Below are 23,892 nucleotides of genomic sequence, written 5' to 3'. Positions count from 1 at the left end.
TTTATTTAGACTACACTTAGTCTCATAAGAAAATTTATGGACGAACGACTATGAGCCACTCTTTTAACCGAAGACAGTTTCTTCGTACTGTAAGTACGGGTGCTGCGGTATCAACTCTTGCTTTTAAAGCGCCATTCGTATTTGCAAAAAAAATGATCACACTGCGCGTTATGGGTACCCACGTTACGTTACAAGAAGAGCTTCGCCAACGAGCAATGCAAGAGCTTGGTATTAATATCGAGTTTATTCCTATGGGCAGTGCGGCTGTTTTACAAAAAGCGGCAGCTGATCCTGATTCGTTTGACCTTTATGAGCAATGGTCTGATTCAATTAATATCCTATGGCAAGCGGGGTCTATTCAACCAATAGAAACTGAGCGGCTTGTTTATTGGGATGAGGTGAATGATTTAACAAAAACAGGAAAAATTAACCCTACGGCTAAGTTAGGTGCAGGAGATGCCCCCAATAAAATTCTTTATGTGCAAAGTGATGGCTCTTTGGGAAGCACGCCTTCAAAACAAATAAGTTTTATGCCGTATGTGCATAATGTGGATTCGTTTGGCTACAACACACGCTTTATTGAGCAGGGAACGCCATACGGTTCAGAGTCATGGGCATGGTTATTAGATGATGAAAACAAAGGCAAAGTTGGATTGATCAATGCACCAACAATCGGCATATTTGATGCTGCACTGGCTGTGCAAGCAAAAGGACTAATGACGTTTAAAGACATTGGTAATATGACCATTGCTGAATTAGATAAGCTGTTTGCAATTTTGTTGTCTAAAAAAAGACAAGGCCATTTTTCAGGCTTTTGGACATCTGTACCCCAATCAGTCGATTTTATGAAAACAGGCCGAGTTAACATTCAAAGTATGTTTTCGCCAGGCGTAAGTGCTTGCAGAGGCCAAGGGATCCCTGTTGTTTTTGCTTCGCCTAAAGAAGGGTATAGAGCTTGGCATGGTGTTATGTGTTTATCGTCTAATGTATCAGAGGAAGTGAAAGAAGCGGCATATAAATATATGAACTGGTGGTTGTCAGGTTACCCAGGCGCATTTATTGCACGCCAAGGCTATTACATATCAAACCCTGAACGGAGTCAGCCCTTGATGTCGAAACCAGAGTGGGATTTTTGGTATGAAGGAAAAGAAGCCACCAGAGATCTTAAAGGAACCGATGGTAAGGTCTCTGTTTTAGCAGGGCAATTTCGTGATGGGGGCAGTTATCAAAAGCGATTTTCAAACGTTGCAGTGTGGAATACTGTGATGCAAAACTACGATTACAGTTTAGACAAATGGTATGAGCTGTTAAATGCTTAGGGAGAACTCGTATTGCATTTAGTTTCACGGTCTATTGCTGCCAAAATGGCGTTTGCATTTGCACTGGTTTTTATTGTGTTGAGTATAAGCTATGTTGTAATGGATAGGCGCTTAAATACAATTCAAAGCTCAATGGATGAGGTTACTAATATAAGTAATCATGCCATAAGTATATTACGACTTAATAAAGATATTGTTGAAATGCAGCGAGATATTTCTGTATATGGTTCATCTGGCAGTAGCACTGTATTTGCTAAAATAGAAGAAAGTTTTCAAAGCATTCAACAACGCTTAAAAATTATAGAAAAAAATGACTATGGGCCGAGCGAGCAACAGTATATTGATAGCTTGTCTGAGCTGGTGGTGAGATACGGCAATAATTTAAATGTTTTAGTAAAACGTTATAACCAAAGAACGTCGTTAATGTCTGTGCAGTTACCACGTATTTACCTTGATGCGATTGCTGATTTAAAAAAACTAGCGGTAAAGACTACAAGCACAAAAGCTAAGATCGTCATATTAAACAGGATAAACACTTGGCATGCTTTACACTATAACGCACAACTTTTTTTAACAAAAAAGGATTACTCAAAACGTCAAAGTGTAATGCGCTCTCTTAAGCAACTCGCTGCTTTTAAAATTTCTTCTATGCCAGCTCAAACTACACTGCTGGAATCAAATATACAATTAGCAAAAAGTTATCAAAAGACATTTAATAAAAGTGTGCAGGCTAATCGCAACTACTTAAGTTTAGTAAATGTGGTAATGGCCGGGGATGCGGTAGAGTTTAGTACGTTAGCAGATACACTTAGAGAACAATTGTTGCAACGCCTAAGTCAAATAAAAGAACTGGGTGAAACAACTATTTCTAGAACTGAGCGTGTTTTGCAGCTGCTTGGTATAGGCATTATTTTTTATGTGATTATTTTGACCATGTTCTTTCATTTCCATATCGGTCATGCCATCAAGCGACTTACAAAAAGCTTCCAATGTTTTCTTAATGGCGATTTATCTGAACCGATTAATGATCTATCCCGTCGTGATGAGCTAGGAGTATTAGCCCAAGCGGCTAATCGTTTCAGAGTACTAAGCAAAGACTTAGCAAGTGCAAAACAAGCTGCAGAGCATACTTCTAAAGTTAAATCAGAATTTTTGGCAAATATGAGCCATGAAATTAGAACCCCGATGAACGGTATTTTGGGGATGGCTAGGCAATTAAGTAATACAACTTTGACGGATAAACAAACCAGAATGCTTGAAATTATTCAATCATCTGGTAGCAGTTTACTGGTTATTATTAATGATATTTTAGACTTGAGTAAAATTGATGCAGAAAAAATTATTTTAGAAAGTAAGCCAATCAATTTAAATAAATTGCTAGATGAGATGGAGCATTTATTTAGTGCTCAAGTGATGACCAAAAATATAAGTCTATTTGTGTCATCTAACACCGAAAAAGAAAATACAATTTTCTTAGGGGATGAAACCCGCATCAAGCAAGTGCTGATTAATTTATTAGGTAACGCGGTTAAGTTTACTGAAAGAGGAAGTGTGGCTCTAAACGTGGCCGTTCAGTTAAGTGATGAAGACAGAGTTAAATTGCTTTTTGATGTGTCAGATACCGGCATTGGGATAGATAAAGAAAATATAGACACCTTGTTTGAGGCATTTTCCCAAGCAGATACATCGATTACACGCAGGTTTGGTGGTACAGGTTTAGGCCTAGCCATTACCAGTAAATTGCTAGGGATCATGCAAGCACCTTTACAAGTGGAAAGTGAGCTTGGTGAAGGCTCTCGGTTTTATTTTGAATTAAATACGTATTCGGGTGTGGAGCAAGTTGAACCTTTAAATACACCCAAGGATGAGGTTATTGGGCAAGATATAGATTTGTCTCATTTACATGTGTTAGTTGTTGAAGATAACGAAATCAATCAAATTGTAATCGAGGCATTGTTGAATGAGTTTGCTATCACTGCCATCACTCTCGCAGGAGACGGCAAGCAGGCAATTGAGCAATGTGAGTTATGTACCTATGACCTTATTTTAATGGACATGCAAATGCCTGTTCTGGATGGGCCTCAGGCTACCAAAGAAATAAGAAAAATACCAAATTATTATGACACACCCATTATAGCTTTGACGGCGAATGTTTTAGCAAAAGACAAACAACAGTGTTTTGATGCTGGAATGAATGACTTTTTAGCTAAGCCAATCGACTACGAATGCTTAAAAGCCATGTTATTGAGATGGTGTACTCATTTTAACAACGAAACGTAAAAAAGGAACAAAGATGGTTTTTCTAGCAAACAGAGAAAGGAGTTCAATAAAGTCAAAGCGTTTTTTTCGTTGGGGAACCGGTTTTGTTGTGGCTTTACTTTTAGTTGCAGTGCTGTTGTTTGAGTCACAAATTGAGAAAGACGTGATTTCTCAGGTGGATTATGAATTTACTGAAACGGGTCAACGTTTAGAGCAAATCGTTAACTCAACAATTTCGAGTGCAAAATCGGATATTCGTTTTCTGCATGCAACTCCTCCCATATCCGGCCTGCCTCGGGCTTTTTATAATGAAGGCATTGATCCATATGATGGAACAACATATAAACAATGGAAAGAGCGCATAGAAACAATTTTTATCGGTTTTATGGAAAACAATCTGGCAATAGAGCAGCTCAGAATTATTGAGGTAACAGCTCAAGGGAATGAATTAGTTCGTGTTCAGCGCAGAGGGGCCGCAGTTGAAGCGGTACCTGACTTTTCTTTGCAACCAAAAGGCGATGCTGCTTACTTTTTGCCAAGCTCACAGCTTGCTGATGGTCAAATATATCTAGCTCCATTGTCGTTAAACAGAGAGTTTGGTGGTGAGCTGACATTTCCATACAGGCCGCAATTACGTTTTGTAGTGCCAATTTATAGTGAGCAAGGCAAGCGTTTTAGCTTTTTAATTATGAATTTAAATGCCAATGCGCTTATTGAAAGTTTGAGGGCAACGCTGTTTAATAACTCACAGTTAATCATTAGTGACTCAAAAGGGAGCTTTATATATCACCCTATTGAAAGCTATCGTTTTTCGAGAGATTTGGCGCCAGATATAACCTGGCAGAATGTCTACTCTCAACCGCCAGAGTATTTGAACTTATATCTATTAAATGAAAAAAATAACGAGAATGAGCAATACTATGTAAAGTCAAAAAAAGTGCAAACTAGAACAAGTACAAAATATAATTATATCGACCTCAGCTTACTTGCTTCGAAGAAACATGTTGATAGCTTAATAAATCAAAAACGACTTTCAACATACAGCTTCCTGCTGATTATTGTTCTTTTCATGTCAATTTTACTTTATATCTTTTACCGCAATGCGATAAGAAGCCAGATGTTAGCAGATGCGAGAAAAGAGTCATCTGCAATTGTGGATGGTTCAATTGATGCCATTATTGGTTTGAACTTATCAGGACAGTTAACCAGTCTGAATTTTACCGCTGAGCGGTTGTTATCTATTTCTAGAAGTGCATCAATAGGCCGAAACAGCTCTGAGGTAGCATTATTAGATAAGCTACCGATTGATAACTACATTGAAGATTTAGAAAATAATAAGCCGCAAATTAAAGATGAGCGAGCGGTCGAAATTTTTGGTAAAGCTTACCATTTCGCTATTGCTGTAAGCCCTGTTTTTGCTGAAGATAACCAGTTAAGTGGCCTTGCTTTAATAGTTAGAGATATCAGCAACGAGAAAGAAGCCGAAATTAAAGTTAAGCGGTTAAACTCTGAATTAGAGGAAAAAGTAAGAAAAAGAACACATGCACTGGCTCACGCTAAAGATCAAGCTGTTAAAAATAGTGATGTTAAAAGCGCTTTTATATCTAATATAAGTAATGAATTAAAAACATCACTACACGATGTCACTAAAACCTTGAATATGTTGCAGCGCGAAGAACTATCAGAAAAATCGCAAAATTTGTTAAGGACTACGGATCAGAGTATTGCAAACTTAAATCTTTTAATTCAGGATATTTTAGATTTATCAAATATTGAATCAGGGCAGCTAGAATTTAATTTGATTGCATTTAACCCACAAACATTGATAGAGCGACTTATTGAAACCTCCGCTGTTAATGCCTTTGACAAAGGCCTGGAAGTTTATTTAGATACCATAAACTTAAGGTGTAAAAGTGCAATTGCCGATACATTAAGGCTAGCGCAAATCATAAATAATTTAATAAGTAATGCAATAAAATTTACAGACCAAGGTTTTGTAAAAGTTAGTGCTAGTTCAGAAGATGTCAATGGTGGGCAAGTAAAGTTAACTGTGTCCATAGAAGATTCAGGGATTGGCCTTGACAGACACAGTCTCAATAGCCTTATAAAGCTTTTTAATCAAGCTGATAGCTCAATTGTATCAGGGAACACAGGTGCTGGGATTGGGTTGTCTATTTGTAAACAACTTTGCCAAATGATGGGGGGAACCATAGAGGTTAGCTCAACCTTGAATAAAGGCAGTGTATTTAGTTTTCATGTGTACATGGAGGGGGAAAGTCAACAATCATCTGAACACAAAAAGGCCTACGAGTCGACAAATACGCTGGTGGTAAATAATTTTAAGCATTCAAGAGAGTTTATTGCTGAACTGATTGAAAGTGAAGGTGGCCATGCAGAGCTTTTACAATGTAACGAACTGGATCAGGTGAAACGTAATGACTACGACCTTGTGTTTTTAGATATGCGAGATGATAGCACGAACCAATTAAGCTCGATTATAGAACAATTAACGCTGAAGATCCCTGACATAAAAATTGCACTATTGTATAAACCAAGTGAACCAATACCTAAAGCGATTAAATCCAAAGTTATCGCAATAAGTAAACCTTTAACTTACAGAAATTTACTCAAAGCGATTGGTTATTCGCAACCGATTGACAAAGAGCCTCACGATGTAGTCATTGCGCCTAGCAAGCTATCACAGAATGTGATTCAACAAATAGACGGTTGTAGCATTTTAATCGTCGACGATAATACTATAAATATAGATGTTGCTTGTGGAGCACTTGAAGGATTACCCCTAATAATACAAACGGCTCATAATGGTGCTGAGGCTCTTGAAGCGCTTAAAGTAAGCGAATCAACAGAACATCCAATCAGTTGTATTTTGATAGATTGCGAAATGCCAATACTTAATGGCTATCAAACATGTCACAAAATTCGTTCTGGTCAAGCAGGCATTTTTTTTAAAGATATACCTATTATAGCAATGACGGCTAATGCAACGATTGATGAAAAGGGAAAGTGCTTATCTGCGGGTATGAATGATTATGTAAGTAAGCCTTTTAATATAGAAGTATTACAAGATACACTTATAAAATGGATTCTATCTAATTATGAAAACGATGCAAAATTAAGTGTTCAAACAAAGCCTGAGGCTAGTGAGTTATGGGATAGAGAAGCGACCCTTGCAAGGCTTCTGAATAAAGAAGTATTGCTAAATAAAATTTGCAATATGTTTATAGTGACAGCGCCTGTAAAGTTCTTAGACCTCAAGAAGTTTATCAGTGATAAAAACTATGAAGAGGTCCGCCAGTGCGCCCATTCTCTTAAAGGGTTATCAGGTGAAGTAGGAGCGAATAGCTTAAGACAACATTTTGCAGAAATAGAAGTACAGGCTAAAAGCCAGCAATTGAATGTTGAGAAACAGTTGGAACTTATTGAAGATCAATTACCAAAACTGATAGCTCAGATGGGTAAATATTTATAAATATTTTAACAGTAATAGTTTAACGTTTGTAAAAGGAGCTTTTAAATATGGATGATGAAATTAGGGAACGTATAATCCGCGTTTGTGACAAAAAAATAGGTGCAAAAGGGCAAGATGTTGGCTTGTCTTTTTATGCTTTTTTTGCCAATAAAAACAATGAACCAGAGTTATTAATGCAAGTTGCTACTTGGTGGATTCAAACGCATCAGTTAGATCACTTTGTTAAAGCGCAGAAAATAAAAGATATGATGATTCAGAGACTATAATCAGTATACATAGATATTTGAGGGGCAGGTGATTGCTCACAGCCCCTTGTAGTACTGCTCAAACCGTTAAGTTAAGTATTCATATGGCATTTTTTATATTTTTTACCGCTACCACATGGGCAAAGGTCGTTCCTGCCAATATTCATTTCAGTAGTTGGAAATATTTCCCCATCTAAATATTTCCAGACATTTTCTTCTTTTATAAATCGCGACTTTTCGTGTAGTTTGCAAAATAAATTTTTATAAAAATAGCTCGCACAAAACTCCACCACGCCGTTATTTTCGTCGTATTCAGACATCAGGATCTCAAGGTTAATAAACCGAGAACTACTTGCAAATTCAGCAATTTCATTTAGTGGATTTTCTACCTGCTTTTCATTCGCATAGGTTTGGTATATATACTCAGTATTTTTAATCGCATAAGCAGTATAGCGAGAGCGCATAAGCTGTTCAGGCGTTGTTGCGTAAGCTGTACCCAAGTGCAATTTTTCACAGCATTGGGCATATTTCTTTTTACTATTACATAAACACGGAAGGTCTGAGAGTGAGGCCATGTTATTTACCCAGTCTAAAACGGGTAGCATAACAGTTTATTGCGCCAATGCTAACTCTTCTGAAGACTCATTGTTTGTAAAGCAATATAGCTTGGCTGAAGCGTGTTCTAAGTTAAGCGATAAATCAGCTAACTGGTTGTTTTTTAAAATATCTGTCCATGTTATCACAGCTGCAAAGTTACCGTTATGAAGAGCAGAATTAAGCACATACTCTAAATTCACCAAGTGCTTTTGTCTGATCACAAGAAGTTTAGATGTGTCAATTGAGCATGAATCTAATAATGCTTTACTAGGCACGTGGTCGGGTGCAATTAATAGTGTCCATGCATTTTGGCTATTGTAATGATGAAGCACTTTCAATAATTCGAAGGTCGCTGAAATTTCGTCTTCAATCTGGATTACATTGACAGATGAACTGAGGTTATCTTGTTGGTAGCTTTTAACAGTTCTTAAGGTAATTGGCTGTAACATAACGGTCACTCACTGGTTGTTTATACAGTATGTGTATACAGTAGTTTATACAGTTGTTGTGTGCAAGCATTATTTGTTATTTTTTGAACGATTGTTGATTTTAAATTACCTACTCTATAAATTTAATATTTTAAATTTTTTTAAAACAGTGGCTTATGTTTTTATTGAAATTACCCCGTTCACTGGAGCAGATTATGAAGTTGAGGGGATCAAATGATTGAACTGTTGTTGATGTATTTGCTCATACAGTGTTGCTGCATAACATTTAGCATCTTGAAAGCGTTTAGTTGATAAATGCTTTCTTAAATCAGCTAATGCGGTTGTAGCGGGTTCATAACCTTGGCTACTTGCAAGACTGAGCCATACAGCGCCATGAAATACGCTTTGAGGAACACCTTGGCCTTTTATGAAGAACAAGCCTAAATAAAACTGCGCACGTTGGTTACCTGCCATAGCGGCCAGTCTCATCCATTTTGATGCAAGCGGAGGTTGATCGTTTTTTAAATAATACAGTGCTTTTGTAACTACATTGTCAGGCGTTTCGGCGTTGCCTTCATTGTGCTCTGTTTTACTCGGTTGAGTAATAAACGCCAATACATTATCTAATTGCTGCTCAAGGTCAAGTCCACTCGGAGATGTATCTGTCATAATACCACGCATATTATTGTTTTCATTCACTGCTTAAGTTTAGTCTAATCAAAGGTAATTTGTCCTGTTATTCCATAAATCTATGGTAAAATTACGCAATTATTCACTCGTTTTATGAAAAAATACTTATGCTTGAGTCCATTTTTAAAATTAGAGCGCAAAATTCGTCCGTTCGTCGCGAATGTATTGCCGGTCTAACCACCTTTATCACTATGGTTTACATTGTTTTTGTGAATCCCGCTATGCTTGCTGAAGCAGGAATGGATCAAGGCGCGGCGTTTGTTGCTACTTGTATCGCCGCAGCGATAGGTTGTTTTATTATGGGTTTTTGGGCAAATTACCCATTAGCATTAGCACCAGGAATGGGATTAAATGCATTTTTTACCTATGGAGTCGTTTTAGGTATGGGGTATACATGGCAAGCTGCGCTTGGTGCGGTGTTTATGTCGGGGTGTATCTTTTTATTATTAAGTTTGTTCAAGGTCAGAGAGTGGATTATTAATGCGATTCCGTTGGTGCTTAAACAAGCTATTGCGACTGGAATTGGTGCATTTTTAGCGCTCATTGCACTTAAAAACGCAGGTATTATTGTTGCAAGCCCGGCGACATTTGTTCAATTAGGTGATATTACCGAAGCAGGACCTTTACTCGCGATTTTTAGTTTTTTCATTATAGCTGCGCTGCTTTATAGAGACTTCAAAAGTGGTGTGCTGATCAGCATCTTAGCAGTTACTTTAATTGCGCTTGGTTTTGGTTTAGTTGAGTATCAAGGTGTTGTATCAATGCCACCTTCAATTGTTCCTACCTTTATGCAATTAGACTTCGCAGCTGCGCTTGAACTGTCGATGTTGAGCGTGATATTTGCATTTTTGTTTGTTGATTTATTTGATACCTCGGGTACGTTAGTTGCAGTCACTCAAAAAGCAGGACTTGCAGATGAGAAAGGAAATATGCCCCGCCTTGGTCGTGCATTAAGTGCTGATAGTACGGCAACGATAGCTGGTTCTATGTTAGGCACCTCAACAACAACGTCTTATATTGAATCTGTGGCAGGTGTATCTGTAGGTGGGCGCACAGGTCTTACAGCAGTTGTAGTTGGTATCTGTTTTTTATTGATGATGTTTTTTGCACCACTTGCGCAAATGGTCCCCGCATATGCTACTGCAGGCGCTATTTTATATGTAGCAGTGTTGATGTTACAAAACCTTAAGCTTGTGAACTGGGATGATATGACAGATGCTATACCTGTCAGTGTGGTTTTATTGATGACGCCGCTTACCTTTTCAATTGCTCATGGTATTGCACTGGGTTTTATTTCTTATACTGCGGTGAAAGTACTATGCGGCAAACGTGATGAAGTAAGTGTAAGCGTTTGGATTTTAACGGGAATGTTTGTAATTAAGTTTGCGTTTTTATCGTAACCTGTAAGCAAAGAAAAAGTGGATTACCACTTTTTCTTTGGTGCAAATAAAACATCTAAATCGTCTTGCTCTTCCTCTGTTTTCTTTTTCAGGGCTGTTGCATTAGAAGCTTTAAGTTCAGTACTTATGGCTTCTAAATATCCCTCAAGTTCTTGCCTTTTACTATTAACATAATCATCGCTGTAAGGAACCGCTGAGATAGTCGCATACGCTTTTTCAAAGTATTGCCTAGCTGAGCCAACCATATTAGCTGAACGGGCAGATAAGCCACGTTTAATTTGACTCTCTATGTTTATTTTTAATTGTAGCTTCTCCATTCGTTTATCTTCAGCAACAAATGTTTGGCTATCCACTTTACCTTTGCCGTGTTCAGAGCGTAAAAGGGCTCTTAACTTTTTTATACCTTGGATAAGTGCAATGAGTTGCTTGTCGTTATCAGGCAATACCAGGTTTTCAGATTCATTTGAGTCAACTTGATTGGACATTCGCGTTTTTGACTCATTCAAACGATTTTTAAGTTCTTTTGAAGAGGGAGATAATTGCACCATTTCTGTAAGCGCATCATAAATACGACGTTGAATTACGCGCAGTACCCCTTCAGACATAGGAATGTTGGCACTATTAAGAAGTACATCTTCAGATTCTTCTATGATCTTTTTTTGTTTTGTGAGCTCTTTGCGACGCTCTGTTTCTTGTTTCTCTTTATGTTGTTGTACAGCACTCACCCATAAGGCAATGACGATCAGTGCAACTATCAACACAATAATAATAGAAACGATCATGGTTCAGGTCTCTGGTTTTATAAGCTAATACTTTTTATCTTACATTAAATATAAGCTAACTGGGTAGTTTTGCGCAGCTTATAATAAAGAAAAAATGGCTTTGCCATCATTTTTAACTAGAAAACAAGGTTTAGGATTTTGATGTTAAAAGATGGCTACCTCATAGCGGGCGTTTGTGCTAGCCTAGTGTGATAAACGTTATAAATAATCTGCAGTTTAGCCTGTTAATTTCAACTTTTAAGAAAAAACACTTGGCTTGGCATGCATCTACATTTATAAATAAGCAGTATAACTACACTAAAAATGCAGCCATGAAACTACAACAACTCAGATACATCGTCGAAGTCCAAAACCATAAACTGAATGTGTCAGCGACAGCTGAAAGCTTATTCACTTCTCAACCTGGTATTTCTAAGCAAGTTCGCATGCTAGAAGATGAGCTGGGCGTACAAATTTTTGGCCGAAGCGGTAAGCATTTAACGCATGTTACCAGTGCAGGTAATGAAATCATTAATATTTCCCGCGAAATCCTTTCTAAAGTAGAAGGTATTAAAGCGGTTGCGAATGAACATACGCTTCCTGACCAAGGTAAATTGAATATTGCAACAACACACACTCAGGCTCGTTATGCGTTGCCCAGTGTTATTCAAGGTTTTATGAAAAAGTACCCTGCGGTTTCATTACATATGCACCAAGGTACGCCGCAACAGATTTCAGATGCTGCAGCCCGTGGCGATGCTGATTTTGCTATCGCAACAGAAGCGCTTCACTTATATTCTGATTTAGTGATGTTACCTTGTTATCACTGGAATCGCAGTATTGTGGTTGCTAAAGATCATCCGCTTGCACAAAAAGCAAATTCGTTGACTGTTGCTGATATTGCACAATTTCCGTTGATTACTTATGTTTTTGGTTTTACAGGCCGTTCAGAACTAGATAAAGCGTTTAACGCTCAAGGGTTAGAGCCGCATATTGTATTTACCGCAACAGATGCTGATGTAATTAAGACGTATGTTCGTTTAGGGCTTGGTGTTGGGGTTGTTGCCTCAATGGCCATAGATGAAATCACTGATACAGATTTAGTTTGTATTGATGCTAGTCATTTGTTTGAAGCAAGCACCACTAAAATAGGCTTTAGAAAAGGCAGTTTCTTACGTAGTTATATGTATGACTTTATTGAGCGTTTTGCCCCGCATTTAACAAAAGAGCGAGTAGAGCGAGCGAGTTTGTTACGCAATCAAGAAGATGTAGATAAACTATTTGCAGATATTGAGTTACCAGTTAAGTAACGTCTTTATTGCCATAAAAAAAGCCGCATTTAGCGGCTTTTTTATGGTTAAAAATTTAACACTCGATTATATTTACTGCTAAACCACCGCGGGCTGTTTCTTTGTATTTGGTTTTCATGTCATTACCGGTATCAAGCATGGTTTTAATGACTTTATCCAAAGACACTTTCTGTTCGCCACTACCACGTATTGCGAGGCGTGAAGCATTAATAGCTTTAATCGCGCCCATAGCATTACGCTCAATACACGGCACTTGCACTAAGCCGCCTACCGGATCACAGGTTAAACCTAGGTTATGCTCCATGCCAATTTCAGCCGCATTTTCAACATGAACTACATTACCGCCAACAATTTCAGTTAATGCACCAGCGGCCATCGAGCAGGCAACGCCTACTTCACCTTGGCAACCCACTTCAGCACCTGAAATTGAGGCGTTCTTTTTATATAAAATACCAATAGCCGCTGCAGTTAGCAGGTAGCGGGTTGCAATATCACGGTCAACTTCTTTAATGAACGTGTGATAATACATTAATACTGCTGGTAATATTCCTGCTGCGCCGTTTGTTGGGGCCGTTACAACGCGCCCGCCAGCTGCGTTTTCTTCGTTCACTGCTAGGGCAAATAAATCAACCCAATCCATGGCTCTTAATGGATCGTTACTTACCTCTACATTCAGTTTTAGGTGAAGACTCGGGGCGCGGCGCTTTACTTTTAAGCCACCGGGTAAAATACCTTCAGTGCGCATACCACGTTCTATGCAGGCTTTCATTACTTGCCAAATATTGAATAACTCGTCTTTTATATCGTCTTCATTGCGAAGCGTCTTTTCATTTTTCATCATTAAAGTTGAAACGCTATAACCCGACTCTTTACACATTTCGAGTAGATCTTTGGCTGTTTCAAACGGATAAGGTGCTGGGTTTTGTTCGCGAATATCTAATGCTGCTTGTTTTTCGTTATCAAACTCTTCGTCAGTGACAATAAAGCCGCCACCAATAGAGTAATAGACTTTGCTCGCTACTTTCTCGTTGCCATTGAATGCGATAATTTCCATTGCATTAGAATGCTTAGGTAGCGTTTTACGGCGGTGAAAGACAATGGCACCTTGTTTAGGAAATGCGGCTTTATGAACTTGGTTTAAGTATATGACTTGCTCATTCTCAATTTTAGCAAGAATGTCGTCGACTTGGTCGGCATCGATAGTCTCAGGATCATAGCCTGCTAACCCTAAAATAACCGCTTTACCAGAGCCATGCCCAATCCCTGTTTGACCCAGTGAGCCGTATAACTCTACTTTGACACTTGTAATATCTGTTAATAGGTTTTGTTCTTGTAATTCATTAACAAATAAACGTGACGCACGCATAGGTCCGACGGTGTGAGACGACGACGGGCCGATGCCAATACTAAACATATCAAATGCACTGATCATATATTTTCTCTACTTTTTACTCAGCACGACTGCTGCCTTTGAACGGGCGGACATAATAACGTGTAATTGTGTGCTTGTAACCATTTGCAGTGCGGTTTTAAACTGGTATGGCTAGTTGTGTGGTAAAGTTTTTAATTATGCTTGCTGTGGCTCCCCATAACAATCCATGCGGTGTTCTAAACCCTTCAAGGGTGAGCGTTTGGCCAAAACGTTGAAAAGGTATAGGTTGCCAGTTGTCAGTGTTAATTAATGCGCTAATTGGAATTAAAAAGCTTGCTGCGACCTCATTAGGATCTTCAAGCCATTGCGTATGTGGGTTTAATATTCCAACAAATGGCGTAATAGTGAACCCGGTTAACGTTGCATACTCAGGAAGTTGCCCAATTACATTAACGTGAGTGCTGTTAATATTAAGCTCTTCATATAATTCACGTAGTGCGGTACCGCGTAAATCTTTGTCGTTCAATTCTCGCTTGCCACCAGGTAAACAGATCTCCCCAGGGTGGTGTTTTAAATAATGAGGGCGTTTACACAGTAAAATATGTGCGCTGTTATTTACGTCGATTAAAGATAACATAACAGCACTGGCACGGCGTGTTTTTTGTGGGTGCGTAATTAAAGGCTGTGAATTGGCAGCAACACTCAGCTGAAAACGGGCCAGTATTTGTTGGCTGTTCACGGTATTTTACTTCAGTAATGGGAGTATTTTATTTACTTTATCGTATGTTTCTTGGTATTCCAAGTCAGCTTGTGAATCGGCTACGATGCCGCCGCCTGCCCAACAGTAAATATGTTGCTTATGGCAGACCAAGGTACGAATAGTAATACTGGTATCCATGTTGCCACAGGCGCTCAAATAGCCAATCGAGCCACAGTAAATACTGCGGCGATGGGGTTCGAGTTCTTCAATTATTTCCATTGCGCGAATTTTAGGTGCGCCGGTAATTGAGCCGCCAGGAAATGCCGCATGAATTTGATCAACGGCGGTTTTACCCTCTGCTAATTGTGCAGTCACAGTGCTGACTAAATGATGCACAGCAGGAAAGCTTTCAATGGCAAACAGCGAGGGGACGCTTACAGTGCCAGGCTTTGCGACTTTACCTAAATCATTACGTAATAAATCAACGATCATTACATTTTCGGCACGGTCTTTATTTGAGCGTTGTAACCGAATTGCTTGTTGTTGATCAGCTGACTCATCGGCGCATCGGGGCAAAGTGCCCTTGATTGGTTTTGTTTGAATTTGTCTGTCATTAATGGCAATAAAGCGCTCTGGCGAGATTGATAAAATAGCGCCATCGGGGTGATTGATAAAACTTGAAAATGGGGCTTTATTCGCTTCTCGTAAAGTACAATATGCTTGCCAAGCGCTCCCTTTATATTGTGCGCTAAAACGCTGAGCGAGGTTTATTTGGTAGCAGTCACCGCTTTTTAAATAGGCTTGGATTTGCGCAAATTTATCGGTGTATTGCGCTTTGCTCATGTTAGATGACCACCCTTGTGTTATTTCAAAAGGGGGGCGCTGTTTAGCTGTATCGTCTAAGGCCGACAAATAAAGCGCTAGTCTATCTGTATTTGGTTGAGCGATATAAAACCATGTGCTTTGTTGTTTGTCGTAGATGAGTGCATCAGGGTATAGACCGACTGCCAGTTGTGGCATATCAATATCATTAATTGCATTTTCAGGCAGTTTTTCAATTACACGGCCAAAATCATAACCAAAATAGCCAAGCCAACCTCCGTTAAATGGCAGCTCAGGGTGGGCTTTAGTGCTGTCTAGCTTATCCAGTTGAGTTTGTAACACGCTAAAGCAATCTTGTTCTGTTAATTCGTTATCAATGAACACCTGATTGTTTTTCACTTCTAAGCGCTGCAAAGGCGCAATGGCGATGATATCAAAGCGGCTATTTTCATGTTCACTATTGGCTGAATCAAGCAAGATGGCATAAGGTAAATCACAGAAATAGCTAAAAACCTCGACACAGTTGAGCGAAATGTCTAATTGAATACAAGTTTTATGTTGTTTTATCATCTATTTTTTACCCTGAAAAACTGGCTCGAAACGGGCTGGGAGGGTATCATAAGTTAAATTTTTTTGGCAGCGTTTAGTTGCCTATTGCGTTACAAACCACCGTCACCGGTTTGATTTATGTTACGTGTATTAATACGTAAAAGTAACTTAAGGAATCCCTATGAGTACTATCCGTCAGCAAGACTTCATTGATAGCATTGAAGATGCTTTACAATATATCTCGTTTTATCACCCACTTGATTTTGTTCAAGCACTCGAAAAAGCGTATAACAAAGAGCAAAGTAAAGCTGCTAAAGATGCCATTGCACAAATTCTAATTAACTCTCGCATGTCAGCTGAAGGTAAGCGCCCGCTTTGCCAAGACACAGGTATCATCACGTGTTTTGTTAAAGTAGGTATGGATGTTAAATGGGATAAAACTGATTTAACTGTGCAGCAAATGGTTGACGAAGGTACTCGTCGTGCTTACTTAAATCCAGATAACCCGTTACGCGCATCAATTGTTGCCGATCCTGCTGGCACACGTAAAAACACCAAAGACAATACCCCGTCTGTTGTACACATTGATTTAGTACCGGGTGGCGAAGTGGAAGTAATGGTTGCTGCAAAAGGCGGTGGCTCTGAAAATAAAACTAAAATGGTTATGCTTAATCCTTCTGATGATGTAGCTGCATGGGTTGAAAAAACCTTACCAACAATGGGTGCTGGCTGGTGTCCGCCGGGCATGTTGGGTATAGGTATTGGTGGTACTGCAGAAAAAGCAGCGGTACTTGCAAAAGAATCACTTATGGACCCTGTTGACATTCATGAGTTGATGGAACGTGGTGCAGAAACGACCGAAGAGAAAATGCGTTTAGACATTTTTGAACGTGCGAATAAATTAGGTATTGGTGCACAAGGCTTAGGCGGTTTAACGACGGTTGTTGACGTAAAAATTAAAACGGCGCCTACTCATGCAGCATCAAAACCTGTGGTTATGATCCCAAACTGTGCTGCTACTCGCCACGTTCATTTTACCCTTGATGGGACAGGTCCTGCGAATTTAAAAGCGCCTAAGCTTGAAGATTGGCCTGAAGTGACATTTGAAGTGGGAGAAGGAACTCGTCGTGTTGATCTCAATACTTTGACTAAAGAAGACACCCAAGAATGGAAAATGGGTGAAACTGTATTGTTATCAGGCACCATCTTAACAGGTCGAGATGCCGCCCATAAGCGCTTGCAAGATATGATTAATTCGGGTGAAGGCTTGCCTGAAGGTGTTGATTTTGATAACAAGTTTATTTACTACGTAGGTCCAGTTGATGCAGTTCGTGATGAAGCCGTAGGCCCTGCAGGCCCAACAACAGCAACGCGCATGGATAAGTTTACCGACATGATGTTAGAGAAAACCGGCATTATCGGCATGATAGGTAAAGCTGAGCGTGGTCCTGCGACAGTAGAGTCTATTAAAAACAATAAATCAGTTTATTTAATGGCTGTTGGTGGCGCTGCTTACCTTGTATCTAAAGCAATCAAAAAAGCCCGTGTGGTAGCATTTGAAGACTTAGGTATGGAAGCTATTTACGAATTTGAAGTAGAAGATATGCCAGTCACAGTTGCTGTCGATAGCGAAGGCGCGAATGCGCATACGCAAGGCCCAGCAATTTGGAAAGCTAAAATTGAAGAACTTGACGGTAAATTAAAATAATTTGCCACTGTGATAGCGGTATTTGTGGGTTACCATAGACTGCTATCACATCTGACCAGTTCACCTACTCGTTTTATAAACTCTCCAACCTCTTATTATTAAAGAAGTATTACACATTACCAAGTTGTAATAATTACTTTACAGTGATTCTGGCTTTTACGTTAACGTAAAGCGAAAAGACTTATATAATATATATTCCGCATAATATATTTTAAAAATTCATTAAGCTTGCATTAACTAGCCTTTTATTATGTTTTGCGAAGCGAGTTTATGATGCTTAGTGATTTTGATTGGTTTTATCATCTCATATAGTGGTCAGGGTCATTGCTAAGTGATAAAGTCTCGACAATTTCAGCGCGCATACCCTCTCACGGGTTATAAATTTCGGAGTAAAATAAAGTGGCTGTGTTTAATCAAGTTGACTTTGATAACCACGAACAAGTGGTTTTTTGTTCAGATAAAGAATCAGGCCTACGTGCCATTATTGCCGTTCACAACACTAATTTAGGTCCTGCTGTTGGTGGCTGTAGGATGTGGGATTATGCCAATGATGACGATGCAGTAATTGATGCGCTTCGTTTATCAAAAGGCATGACATACAAAAATGCAGTAGCTCGCCTGCCATTTGGTGGTGGTAAGTCAGTCATAATTGGTAATGCAAAAGAAATTAAATCAGAGCAACTCTTTCGTGCATTTGGTCGTCAATTAGAGCGTTTAAACGGAAGTTATTACTCTGCAGAAGATGTGAATATTACTTGTGCTGACGTGGCTATCATGAACAAAGAAACAAACTATGTTCTTGGCCTAGAAGGTAAAAGCGGTAATCCATCACCATTTACAGCATACGGTACATTCTTAGGTATTAAAGCAGCTTTACAGCACCAACGCGGGCATCAAGATTTAAGTGGCGTTAAAGTAGCTGTGCAAGGTTTAGGTGCTGTTGCTTACGGTTTGTGTAAACATTTACATGAAGCGGGCGCAAAGCTATTCGTGACTGATATAAATCAAGCTGCAATCGATAGAGTTGTTAATGACTTTGCAGCTACTGCCGTGGGTATTGATGACATCTATGATTTAGATGTTGATGTATATGCGCCGTGTGCATTAGGTGCAACCGTTAATGATATTACTATCCCGCGCCTAAAAGCGACAATAATTGCTGGGTGTGCCAATAATCAACTAGCTGAGTCACGTCACGGGGAGATCATTCGTGCAAAGGGGATTTTATATGCTCCAGATTACGTGATAAATGCAGGTGGTATTATTAATGTGTATTATGAAACTGCGCCAGAAGGCTACTCAGTTGAAGCATCGAATAAGCATGTTGAAGGTATTTTTACTACCTTGACTGAAATTTTTGCTCGCAGTGAAAAAGAACAAAAATCAACGCATATAATTGCAGATGAATTAGCGCAAGAGATCATTACAAACGGTCTTTAATTTATTATTAAAGCAAAGGTGTGCATTTACACCTTTGCTTTGTCTTTTAACTTAGTTACGCTATTGATAATTATCACTATGTGTAACCTATCATGACAGCCATTAATTTAGATACGTGGCCTCGTAGCCAACATTTCTCGCTTTTTAAAGACTTTAGCCAACCTTATTTTAATGTATGCGTGCATATTGACGCAAAGCAGTTATTTAATTTTTGTAAATCTAGCCAACAGTCATTTTTTCAAAGTTATATTTTTTTAGCATTACGTGCCTGCCACCAATACCCACCTATGTTACAGCGAATAATAAATGACGCCCCTTGGCAACTTGACAGTGCACGAGCAAGTGTTGTTGAACTGGCATCTGATGAGACTTTTCGGTTCAGCTATTTTTCACTCAAGCAGAAGTTTGATGATTTTAGTGAGCATATACAAAAAGTTAGTAGTCAGACCAAAGCAGCTCCCTTATTTTCAGATGCATTTGCCCATACTGAAGGCCAAGCTGATTTAATTCATGTTTCAGTATTACCATGGCTCGATTTTACTAGTTTTTCACATGCATATTCTCATGGTAAAAGCATGGGTATACCTAAGTTAGTGTTTGGTAAATACAACAAAGAAACAGGTAAAATGCCGCTATCGATTGATGTTCATCATGCATTGATGGATGGTTTACATGTGGCACGTTTTATTGCGCATTTTCAAAATTGTATTGATCAACACTGCCAAACAATGCATAAAAAATAAACGATACTATTTAGGTAATGAAAATAAAATTATTACTATGCTAGTATGAATGCTAAGTAGACAATAATAATGACAATTTAGTCATGATAAAGAATGAATTGCTGTTCTTGTTACGACTAAATACTTGGCTTGGTGTGCTCAAAAGGCGTTTATAAGATGAAGCGGATCAGTTTATTTTTTTTCTGTATAGTTCAATTTACCTGTATTGCAGCCGAAAATACGCGACTCCCACTCAATGATTATTTTTCAGAGACATGGAATACGCGCACAGGTCTACCTCATAATAGTATTAATAGCGTTGCACAAACATCAGACGGTTATATTTGGATTGCAACATGGGAAGGGCTCGCGCGTTTTAACGGCCGAGATTTTAAGTTGTTTACACGCTCCGAAATTGAAGGGTTACCCGACTCAGGATTACGTAGCCTTTCAGCTGAATCAGATGGTAGTTTGTACATTGTAGGGGCTCGTGGTGGTATAAGCCATTTAAAGGATGGACAATGGCAAACATCACCCAATGCACAGGCGATGGTTAACCATATTTTAACCCCGACTCCTTCAGAAGTATGGCTTGGGCTTGAAGGTAAAGGGTTAGTACTTCGCGACAAAACGACCAATCATGAATCCCACCTATTAATAAATTTAAGTGTTTATCGTTTAATACAAGATAGTAACTCAGTAATTTGGGCTGCTACCAGTGAAGGTTTATACCGAATTAAAGATAAAGAGCCGCAACTTATTACCCCAGATCAAGGTTTACCCATAAGCTCGATTTATACGCTGTTATTAACTCGCGAAGGTCAGCTTATTGTAGGTGGAGAAAAAGGAGCATGGCGTTTAGCAGACAACAAATTTGAGGCAGTTCATGCAGACCTTGATGGCGAGTCAGTTTCAAGCTTGTTAGAAGATAGTAATAATGATCTGTGGTTAGGGACTATTAATAAAGGCTTATTTAGATTGAGCTTTTTAGGACTGGAGCAGCTAGACTCTGAGGCTGGATTACCCGCTAATAGAATTTTGTCTTTGTTGCAAGATAGGGAGGGAAGTATTTGGGTTGGAACAAATGGAGGATTATTCCGTTTACGCGAAGCCCCCTTCTCAGTGTGGACAAAAAAGCGTGGACTAAGTGGTAATTATATTCGGGCGGTGCTTTCACATTCAGATGGCAGTATGTGGGTGGGTAGTAGCTCAGGCTTGAACCGTATAAAAGATGATAAAGTTCAAAGTTATTCAGTCACTAATCAAACTAGGCCATTATCGGTTTTAAGTTTGGTGGAAGATGACTCCGCTGGCGTGTGGATAGGCACTTATACCTCAGGAATATTGCGTGTTGTGGACGACAAGATCCATCCTGTTCTAAACCGAGATGGTGGGCTTGCAAGTAATGAAGTCAGAGCATTACTGTTTGATCATAAACAGCGTTTATGGGCAGGTACTGCTTCGGGATTAACGCGAATAGAAACGGATGGCTCCATCACTCAATTTACTACCGACGAAGGACTCCCAGGCGACTTTATTATGGCATTAGCGCAAGACGCTAATGGCAATATTTGGGTTGGTACAGGAGTAGGGGTTGCTATGTTTAATGACTCTCTTGGTAAATTTAAAGGGCAGCAATTTCCGCGAAAATTTAATGCAGAATACGCTTTCGGTTTTCATAGTCAAAACAATAATATGTGGATGACGACAGATCGCGGGCTGATCCGCTTTAATATTGAAACAGGTCAAATTGATATGCTCGGTAGGGAGCAGGGGCTGCCCGTGGACAAGTTATTTCAACTTGTTGCACAAGGGGACTTATTTTGGCTTTCTAGTAACCGTGGCATCATCCAAATTAAACAACAGCAAGTCAATGACTTTTTAGATAATAAAAATTCGAACCTATTACAATATCAACTCTATGATGAAGGCGATGGGATGCTCAGTGCCCAAGCGAATGGTGGCTCGAGCCCTGCTGCCACATTACATAATGATGGCAGTGTTTGGTTTGCTACTGCAAATGGTGCAGCGAGTGTTATGCCAGAGCGTTTAAAACGTGCTTCTCAGCTTGCATTACCAACAATTATTGAGTTGCTTGTCGTTGATGGCAAAACGATGAATATTAGTAACCAAGATGACTTAATTGAGTTGCCGCCAGGTTCTGATAGGGTCTCATTTCACTATGCGGGTTTGAGCTTTATTATGTCGCAAAGGCTTAAGTTTCAAACTAAACTGCTAGGCTATAACGATAAATGGGTTGATCGTCATAAACTCAATATCACCGAATATACAAACCTTGCGCCGGGTAAGTATACTTTTATGGTGCGCTCAAGTTACCCCAATTCGCCTTGGCAAGATAATCCAAAGGCAATTACTTTTGAGATAAAGCCTTATTTTTGGCAAAAAATGAGCTTTAAATTAGCGGTATTTATAACAGTATTACTAATTTGTTTTGGCCTTTATAAATATAGATTGTACCACTACAAAAAGATTGAAAAACGACTCACCGAAAGGGTTAATGAGCAAACGTTTGCGCTGCAAGCTCAAAATGAGGCGTTCGCTCACCAAGCTACTCATGATCAATTAACAGGTATACCTAATCGACGAGCTTTTGATGATTGGCTTGCAGATAACTTTAATGACTTCAAACACACTGATAAACCTTTAGCGTTAGTGATTGTTGATATTGATTATTTTAAGCGTATAAACGACAACTGGTCTCATATTGTAGGTGATAGAGTGATTTGCGTGGTGGCTAATATTCTTCAGCAGTGCTGTGACGATAATGAATACCAAGTGTCGCGGTGGGGCGGGGAAGAGTTTACGCTACTTATGCCAAACAAATCCATAGAGCAAGCACGAAAGGATTGCGAGCAATTACGAGAAAAGATCGCTACTTATGACTTTTCAAGTATCGCTAAAAATTTAAAAATAACAGCAAGCTTTGGTGTGGCTGATTCACGTTCTGTTGATGAATACGATCGACTTCTTGCAAAGGCTGATAAAGCGTTATACCAAGCAAAAGAAAACGGTAGGAACCGAATTGAAACACTGAATTAAACAGATGAGGTACTAGTTGTTACTTTTTAATTGCAAATAGATTGAATTATGAACCGTGCGGGCATATTAATACGGTAAGAATTCATTTTTGAGCTTTAAAATGGTTAATGCTTTATTACTTTTCGCACTTGTTATGTTTGTTTCTGTTTACTGGTATTGGCCCAAATTGCAACAGCGATTTTGGCTTAATAAATACCATGACAGTTCTTTAAACGAGCAGCAAAAAGCACTATTAATAAAATACATGCCAATTTATCGAAATATGACTGATGCAGACCGCGAAAAGCTTGAGCGTCATATTATTTGGTTTTTAAATGAAAAACGGTTTATTGGTTGTGATGGTTTAAAACTAAATGATGCAATGAAAATGATTGTTGCCGCAGATGCGTGTTTGCTCGTATTAAATAAACCATGGCCGCTTTATAAAAACGTAAAAGAGATATTACTTTACCCCAGTGCATATTATGCGCCTCAAACCTCAACAGATAATGCAGGCCTTGTTAGTTATCATAATACTGTGCGCCAAGGTGAATCTTGGCCAGGCGGCACATTAGTTTTAAGTTGGCACGATGTATTAGAAGGCAACCGATTACCCAGCGACGGCCATAACTTAGTGTTTCATGAGTTTGCACATCAACTTGACCAAGAAACTGGTAAAACAACGGGCACGCCTGTTTTAACAAAAGCCGCTGATTACAAAAACTGGGCAAGGGTATTTAGCCGTGCTTATAATCAACTTAAAACGCATGTTGCTTATGGCATGCCACATGTTATCCATAGTTATGGTGCGACTAACGAAGCCGAATTCTTTGCAGTGATCACTGAAACCTTTTTAGAAAAGCCCGCAGAGCTGCGCCACTACGACCCGGAAATTTACACTATGCTGGTGGATTATTATCAGTTTGATCCAATTAAATGGCATTAACCGCTAAATAAACACGCTTTATCAGATATCGCTGGTAACTTGCTGCGCTTTTTGTTGCAATCGTATTAATAAACAACAAGAACAAGCGAGAATTC

General features: G+C 39.1%; 18 protein-coding genes. 11 read left to right on the top strand and 7 right to left on the bottom strand.

Annotation, left to right across the window (positions count from 1 at the left end; all coding sequences use genetic code 11):
* Positions 1 to 50 precede the first annotated feature (50 nt).
* From ACFI4Z_RS02160 to ACFI4Z_RS02145, 4 genes are read left to right on the top strand one after another with little or no spacing between them, the layout of a single operon-like run.
* Positions 51 to 1,319 carry an ABC transporter substrate-binding protein gene (locus tag ACFI4Z_RS02160; protein ID WP_462669137.1) on the top strand — a complete coding sequence of 423 codons (1,269 nt, stop codon included), beginning with the start codon at positions 51 to 53 and terminating at the stop codon, positions 1,317 to 1,319.
* A gap of 12 nt (positions 1,320 to 1,331) precedes the next feature.
* Positions 1,332 to 3,599: a hybrid sensor histidine kinase/response regulator gene (locus ACFI4Z_RS02155; RefSeq protein WP_462669136.1), complete on the top strand. Its 2,268-nt coding sequence runs from the start codon at positions 1,332 to 1,334 to the stop codon at positions 3,597 to 3,599.
* Positions 3,600 to 3,612: 13 nt separating this feature from the next.
* Positions 3,613 to 7,068, top strand: a complete 3,456-nt coding sequence (locus ACFI4Z_RS02150; protein ID WP_462669135.1) for a response regulator — start codon at positions 3,613 to 3,615, stop codon at positions 7,066 to 7,068.
* Between the two features lie 47 nt (positions 7,069 to 7,115).
* The gene (locus ACFI4Z_RS02145) at positions 7,116 to 7,334 is read left to right on the top strand and encodes a DUF6500 family protein (protein ID WP_462669134.1); all 219 of its coding nucleotides are present in this window, start codon (positions 7,116 to 7,118) and stop codon (positions 7,332 to 7,334) included.
* 71 nt (positions 7,335 to 7,405) lie between these two features.
* Here the strand turns inward: ACFI4Z_RS02145 and ACFI4Z_RS02140 are convergent, their stop codons facing one another.
* The 3 genes from ACFI4Z_RS02140 to ACFI4Z_RS02130 all read right to left on the bottom strand — a co-directional run bounded on the left by ACFI4Z_RS02140 (position 7,406) and on the right by ACFI4Z_RS02130 (position 9,007).
* A complete protein-coding gene (locus ACFI4Z_RS02140; protein WP_462669133.1) occupies positions 7,406 to 7,888 on the bottom strand; it encodes a YchJ family protein in 483 nt (160 codons plus the stop codon).
* Between the two features lie 36 nt (positions 7,889 to 7,924).
* The gene (locus tag ACFI4Z_RS02135; RefSeq protein ID WP_462669132.1) at positions 7,925 to 8,359 is read right to left on the bottom strand and encodes a SulA-like leucine-rich domain-containing protein; all 435 of its coding nucleotides are present in this window, start codon (positions 8,357 to 8,359) and stop codon (positions 7,925 to 7,927) included.
* 192 nt (positions 8,360 to 8,551) lie between these two features.
* Positions 8,552 to 9,007, bottom strand: a complete 456-nt coding sequence (locus tag ACFI4Z_RS02130; RefSeq protein WP_462669131.1) for a tetratricopeptide repeat protein — start codon at positions 9,005 to 9,007, stop codon at positions 8,552 to 8,554.
* 128 nt (positions 9,008 to 9,135) lie between these two features.
* Here ACFI4Z_RS02130 and ACFI4Z_RS02125 point away from each other — a divergent pair, with 128 nt between their 5' ends.
* Positions 9,136 to 10,428, top strand: coding sequence for an NCS2 family permease (locus ACFI4Z_RS02125; RefSeq protein WP_462669130.1), 1,293 nt, complete (start codon positions 9,136 to 9,138; stop codon positions 10,426 to 10,428).
* A 23-nt stretch (positions 10,429 to 10,451) separates the two neighbouring features.
* Here ACFI4Z_RS02125 and ACFI4Z_RS02120 read toward each other — a convergent pair whose 3' ends face one another.
* Positions 10,452 to 11,210, bottom strand: coding sequence for a hypothetical protein (locus ACFI4Z_RS02120; protein WP_462669129.1), 759 nt, complete (start codon positions 11,208 to 11,210; stop codon positions 10,452 to 10,454).
* 311 nt (positions 11,211 to 11,521) lie between these two features.
* On the opposite strand from ACFI4Z_RS02120, the gene cysB reads away from it, so the two are divergent.
* A complete protein-coding gene (gene cysB, locus ACFI4Z_RS02115; RefSeq protein ID WP_099295918.1) occupies positions 11,522 to 12,499 on the top strand; it encodes an HTH-type transcriptional regulator CysB in 978 nt (325 codons plus the stop codon).
* Positions 12,500 to 12,554: 55 nt separating this feature from the next.
* On the opposite strand, the gene ACFI4Z_RS02110 is transcribed toward cysB, so the two are convergent.
* The 3 genes from ACFI4Z_RS02110 to pabB all read right to left on the bottom strand — a co-directional run bounded on the left by ACFI4Z_RS02110 (position 12,555) and on the right by pabB (position 15,963).
* On the bottom strand, positions 12,555 to 13,931 hold the full coding sequence (locus ACFI4Z_RS02110; protein WP_462669128.1) for an L-serine ammonia-lyase: 1,377 nt from the start codon (positions 13,929 to 13,931) through the stop codon (positions 12,555 to 12,557).
* 97 nt (positions 13,932 to 14,028) lie between these two features.
* Positions 14,029 to 14,610 carry an NUDIX hydrolase gene (locus tag ACFI4Z_RS02105; RefSeq protein ID WP_462669127.1) on the bottom strand — a complete coding sequence of 194 codons (582 nt, stop codon included), beginning with the start codon at positions 14,608 to 14,610 and terminating at the stop codon, positions 14,029 to 14,031.
* A gap of 6 nt (positions 14,611 to 14,616) precedes the next feature.
* Positions 14,617 to 15,963, bottom strand: a complete 1,347-nt coding sequence (gene pabB, locus ACFI4Z_RS02100) for an aminodeoxychorismate synthase component I (protein WP_462669126.1) — start codon at positions 15,961 to 15,963, stop codon at positions 14,617 to 14,619.
* Between the two features lie 160 nt (positions 15,964 to 16,123).
* Between pabB and ACFI4Z_RS02095 the strand changes: the two genes are divergently transcribed.
* The 5 genes from ACFI4Z_RS02095 to ACFI4Z_RS02075 all read left to right on the top strand — a co-directional run bounded on the left by ACFI4Z_RS02095 (position 16,124) and on the right by ACFI4Z_RS02075 (position 23,797).
* Entirely contained in the window at positions 16,124 to 17,650 is a 1,527-nt protein-coding gene (locus tag ACFI4Z_RS02095) for a fumarate hydratase (RefSeq protein ID WP_394191617.1), read from the top strand.
* 399 nt (positions 17,651 to 18,049) lie between these two features.
* On the top strand, positions 18,050 to 19,090 hold the full coding sequence (locus ACFI4Z_RS02090) for a Leu/Phe/Val dehydrogenase (protein ID WP_462669125.1): 1,041 nt from the start codon (positions 18,050 to 18,052) through the stop codon (positions 19,088 to 19,090).
* A 92-nt stretch (positions 19,091 to 19,182) separates the two neighbouring features.
* Positions 19,183 to 19,833 carry a CatA-like O-acetyltransferase gene (locus tag ACFI4Z_RS02085; protein WP_462669124.1) on the top strand — a complete coding sequence of 217 codons (651 nt, stop codon included), beginning with the start codon at positions 19,183 to 19,185 and terminating at the stop codon, positions 19,831 to 19,833.
* A gap of 156 nt (positions 19,834 to 19,989) precedes the next feature.
* Positions 19,990 to 22,872 (top strand): diguanylate cyclase, encoded by a 2,883-nt coding sequence (locus ACFI4Z_RS02080; protein ID WP_462669123.1) that lies wholly within the window; start codon positions 19,990 to 19,992, stop codon positions 22,870 to 22,872.
* A 100-nt stretch (positions 22,873 to 22,972) separates the two neighbouring features.
* On the top strand, positions 22,973 to 23,797 hold the full coding sequence (locus tag ACFI4Z_RS02075) for a M90 family metallopeptidase (protein ID WP_462669359.1): 825 nt from the start codon (positions 22,973 to 22,975) through the stop codon (positions 23,795 to 23,797).
* Positions 23,798 to 23,892 lie beyond the last annotated feature (95 nt).

The organism is Pseudoalteromonas sp. RWi3, assembly GCF_054960735.1.
The sequence above is the reverse complement of the archived record's forward strand: the minus strand, read 5'-3'. Positions and strand labels throughout refer to the sequence as shown.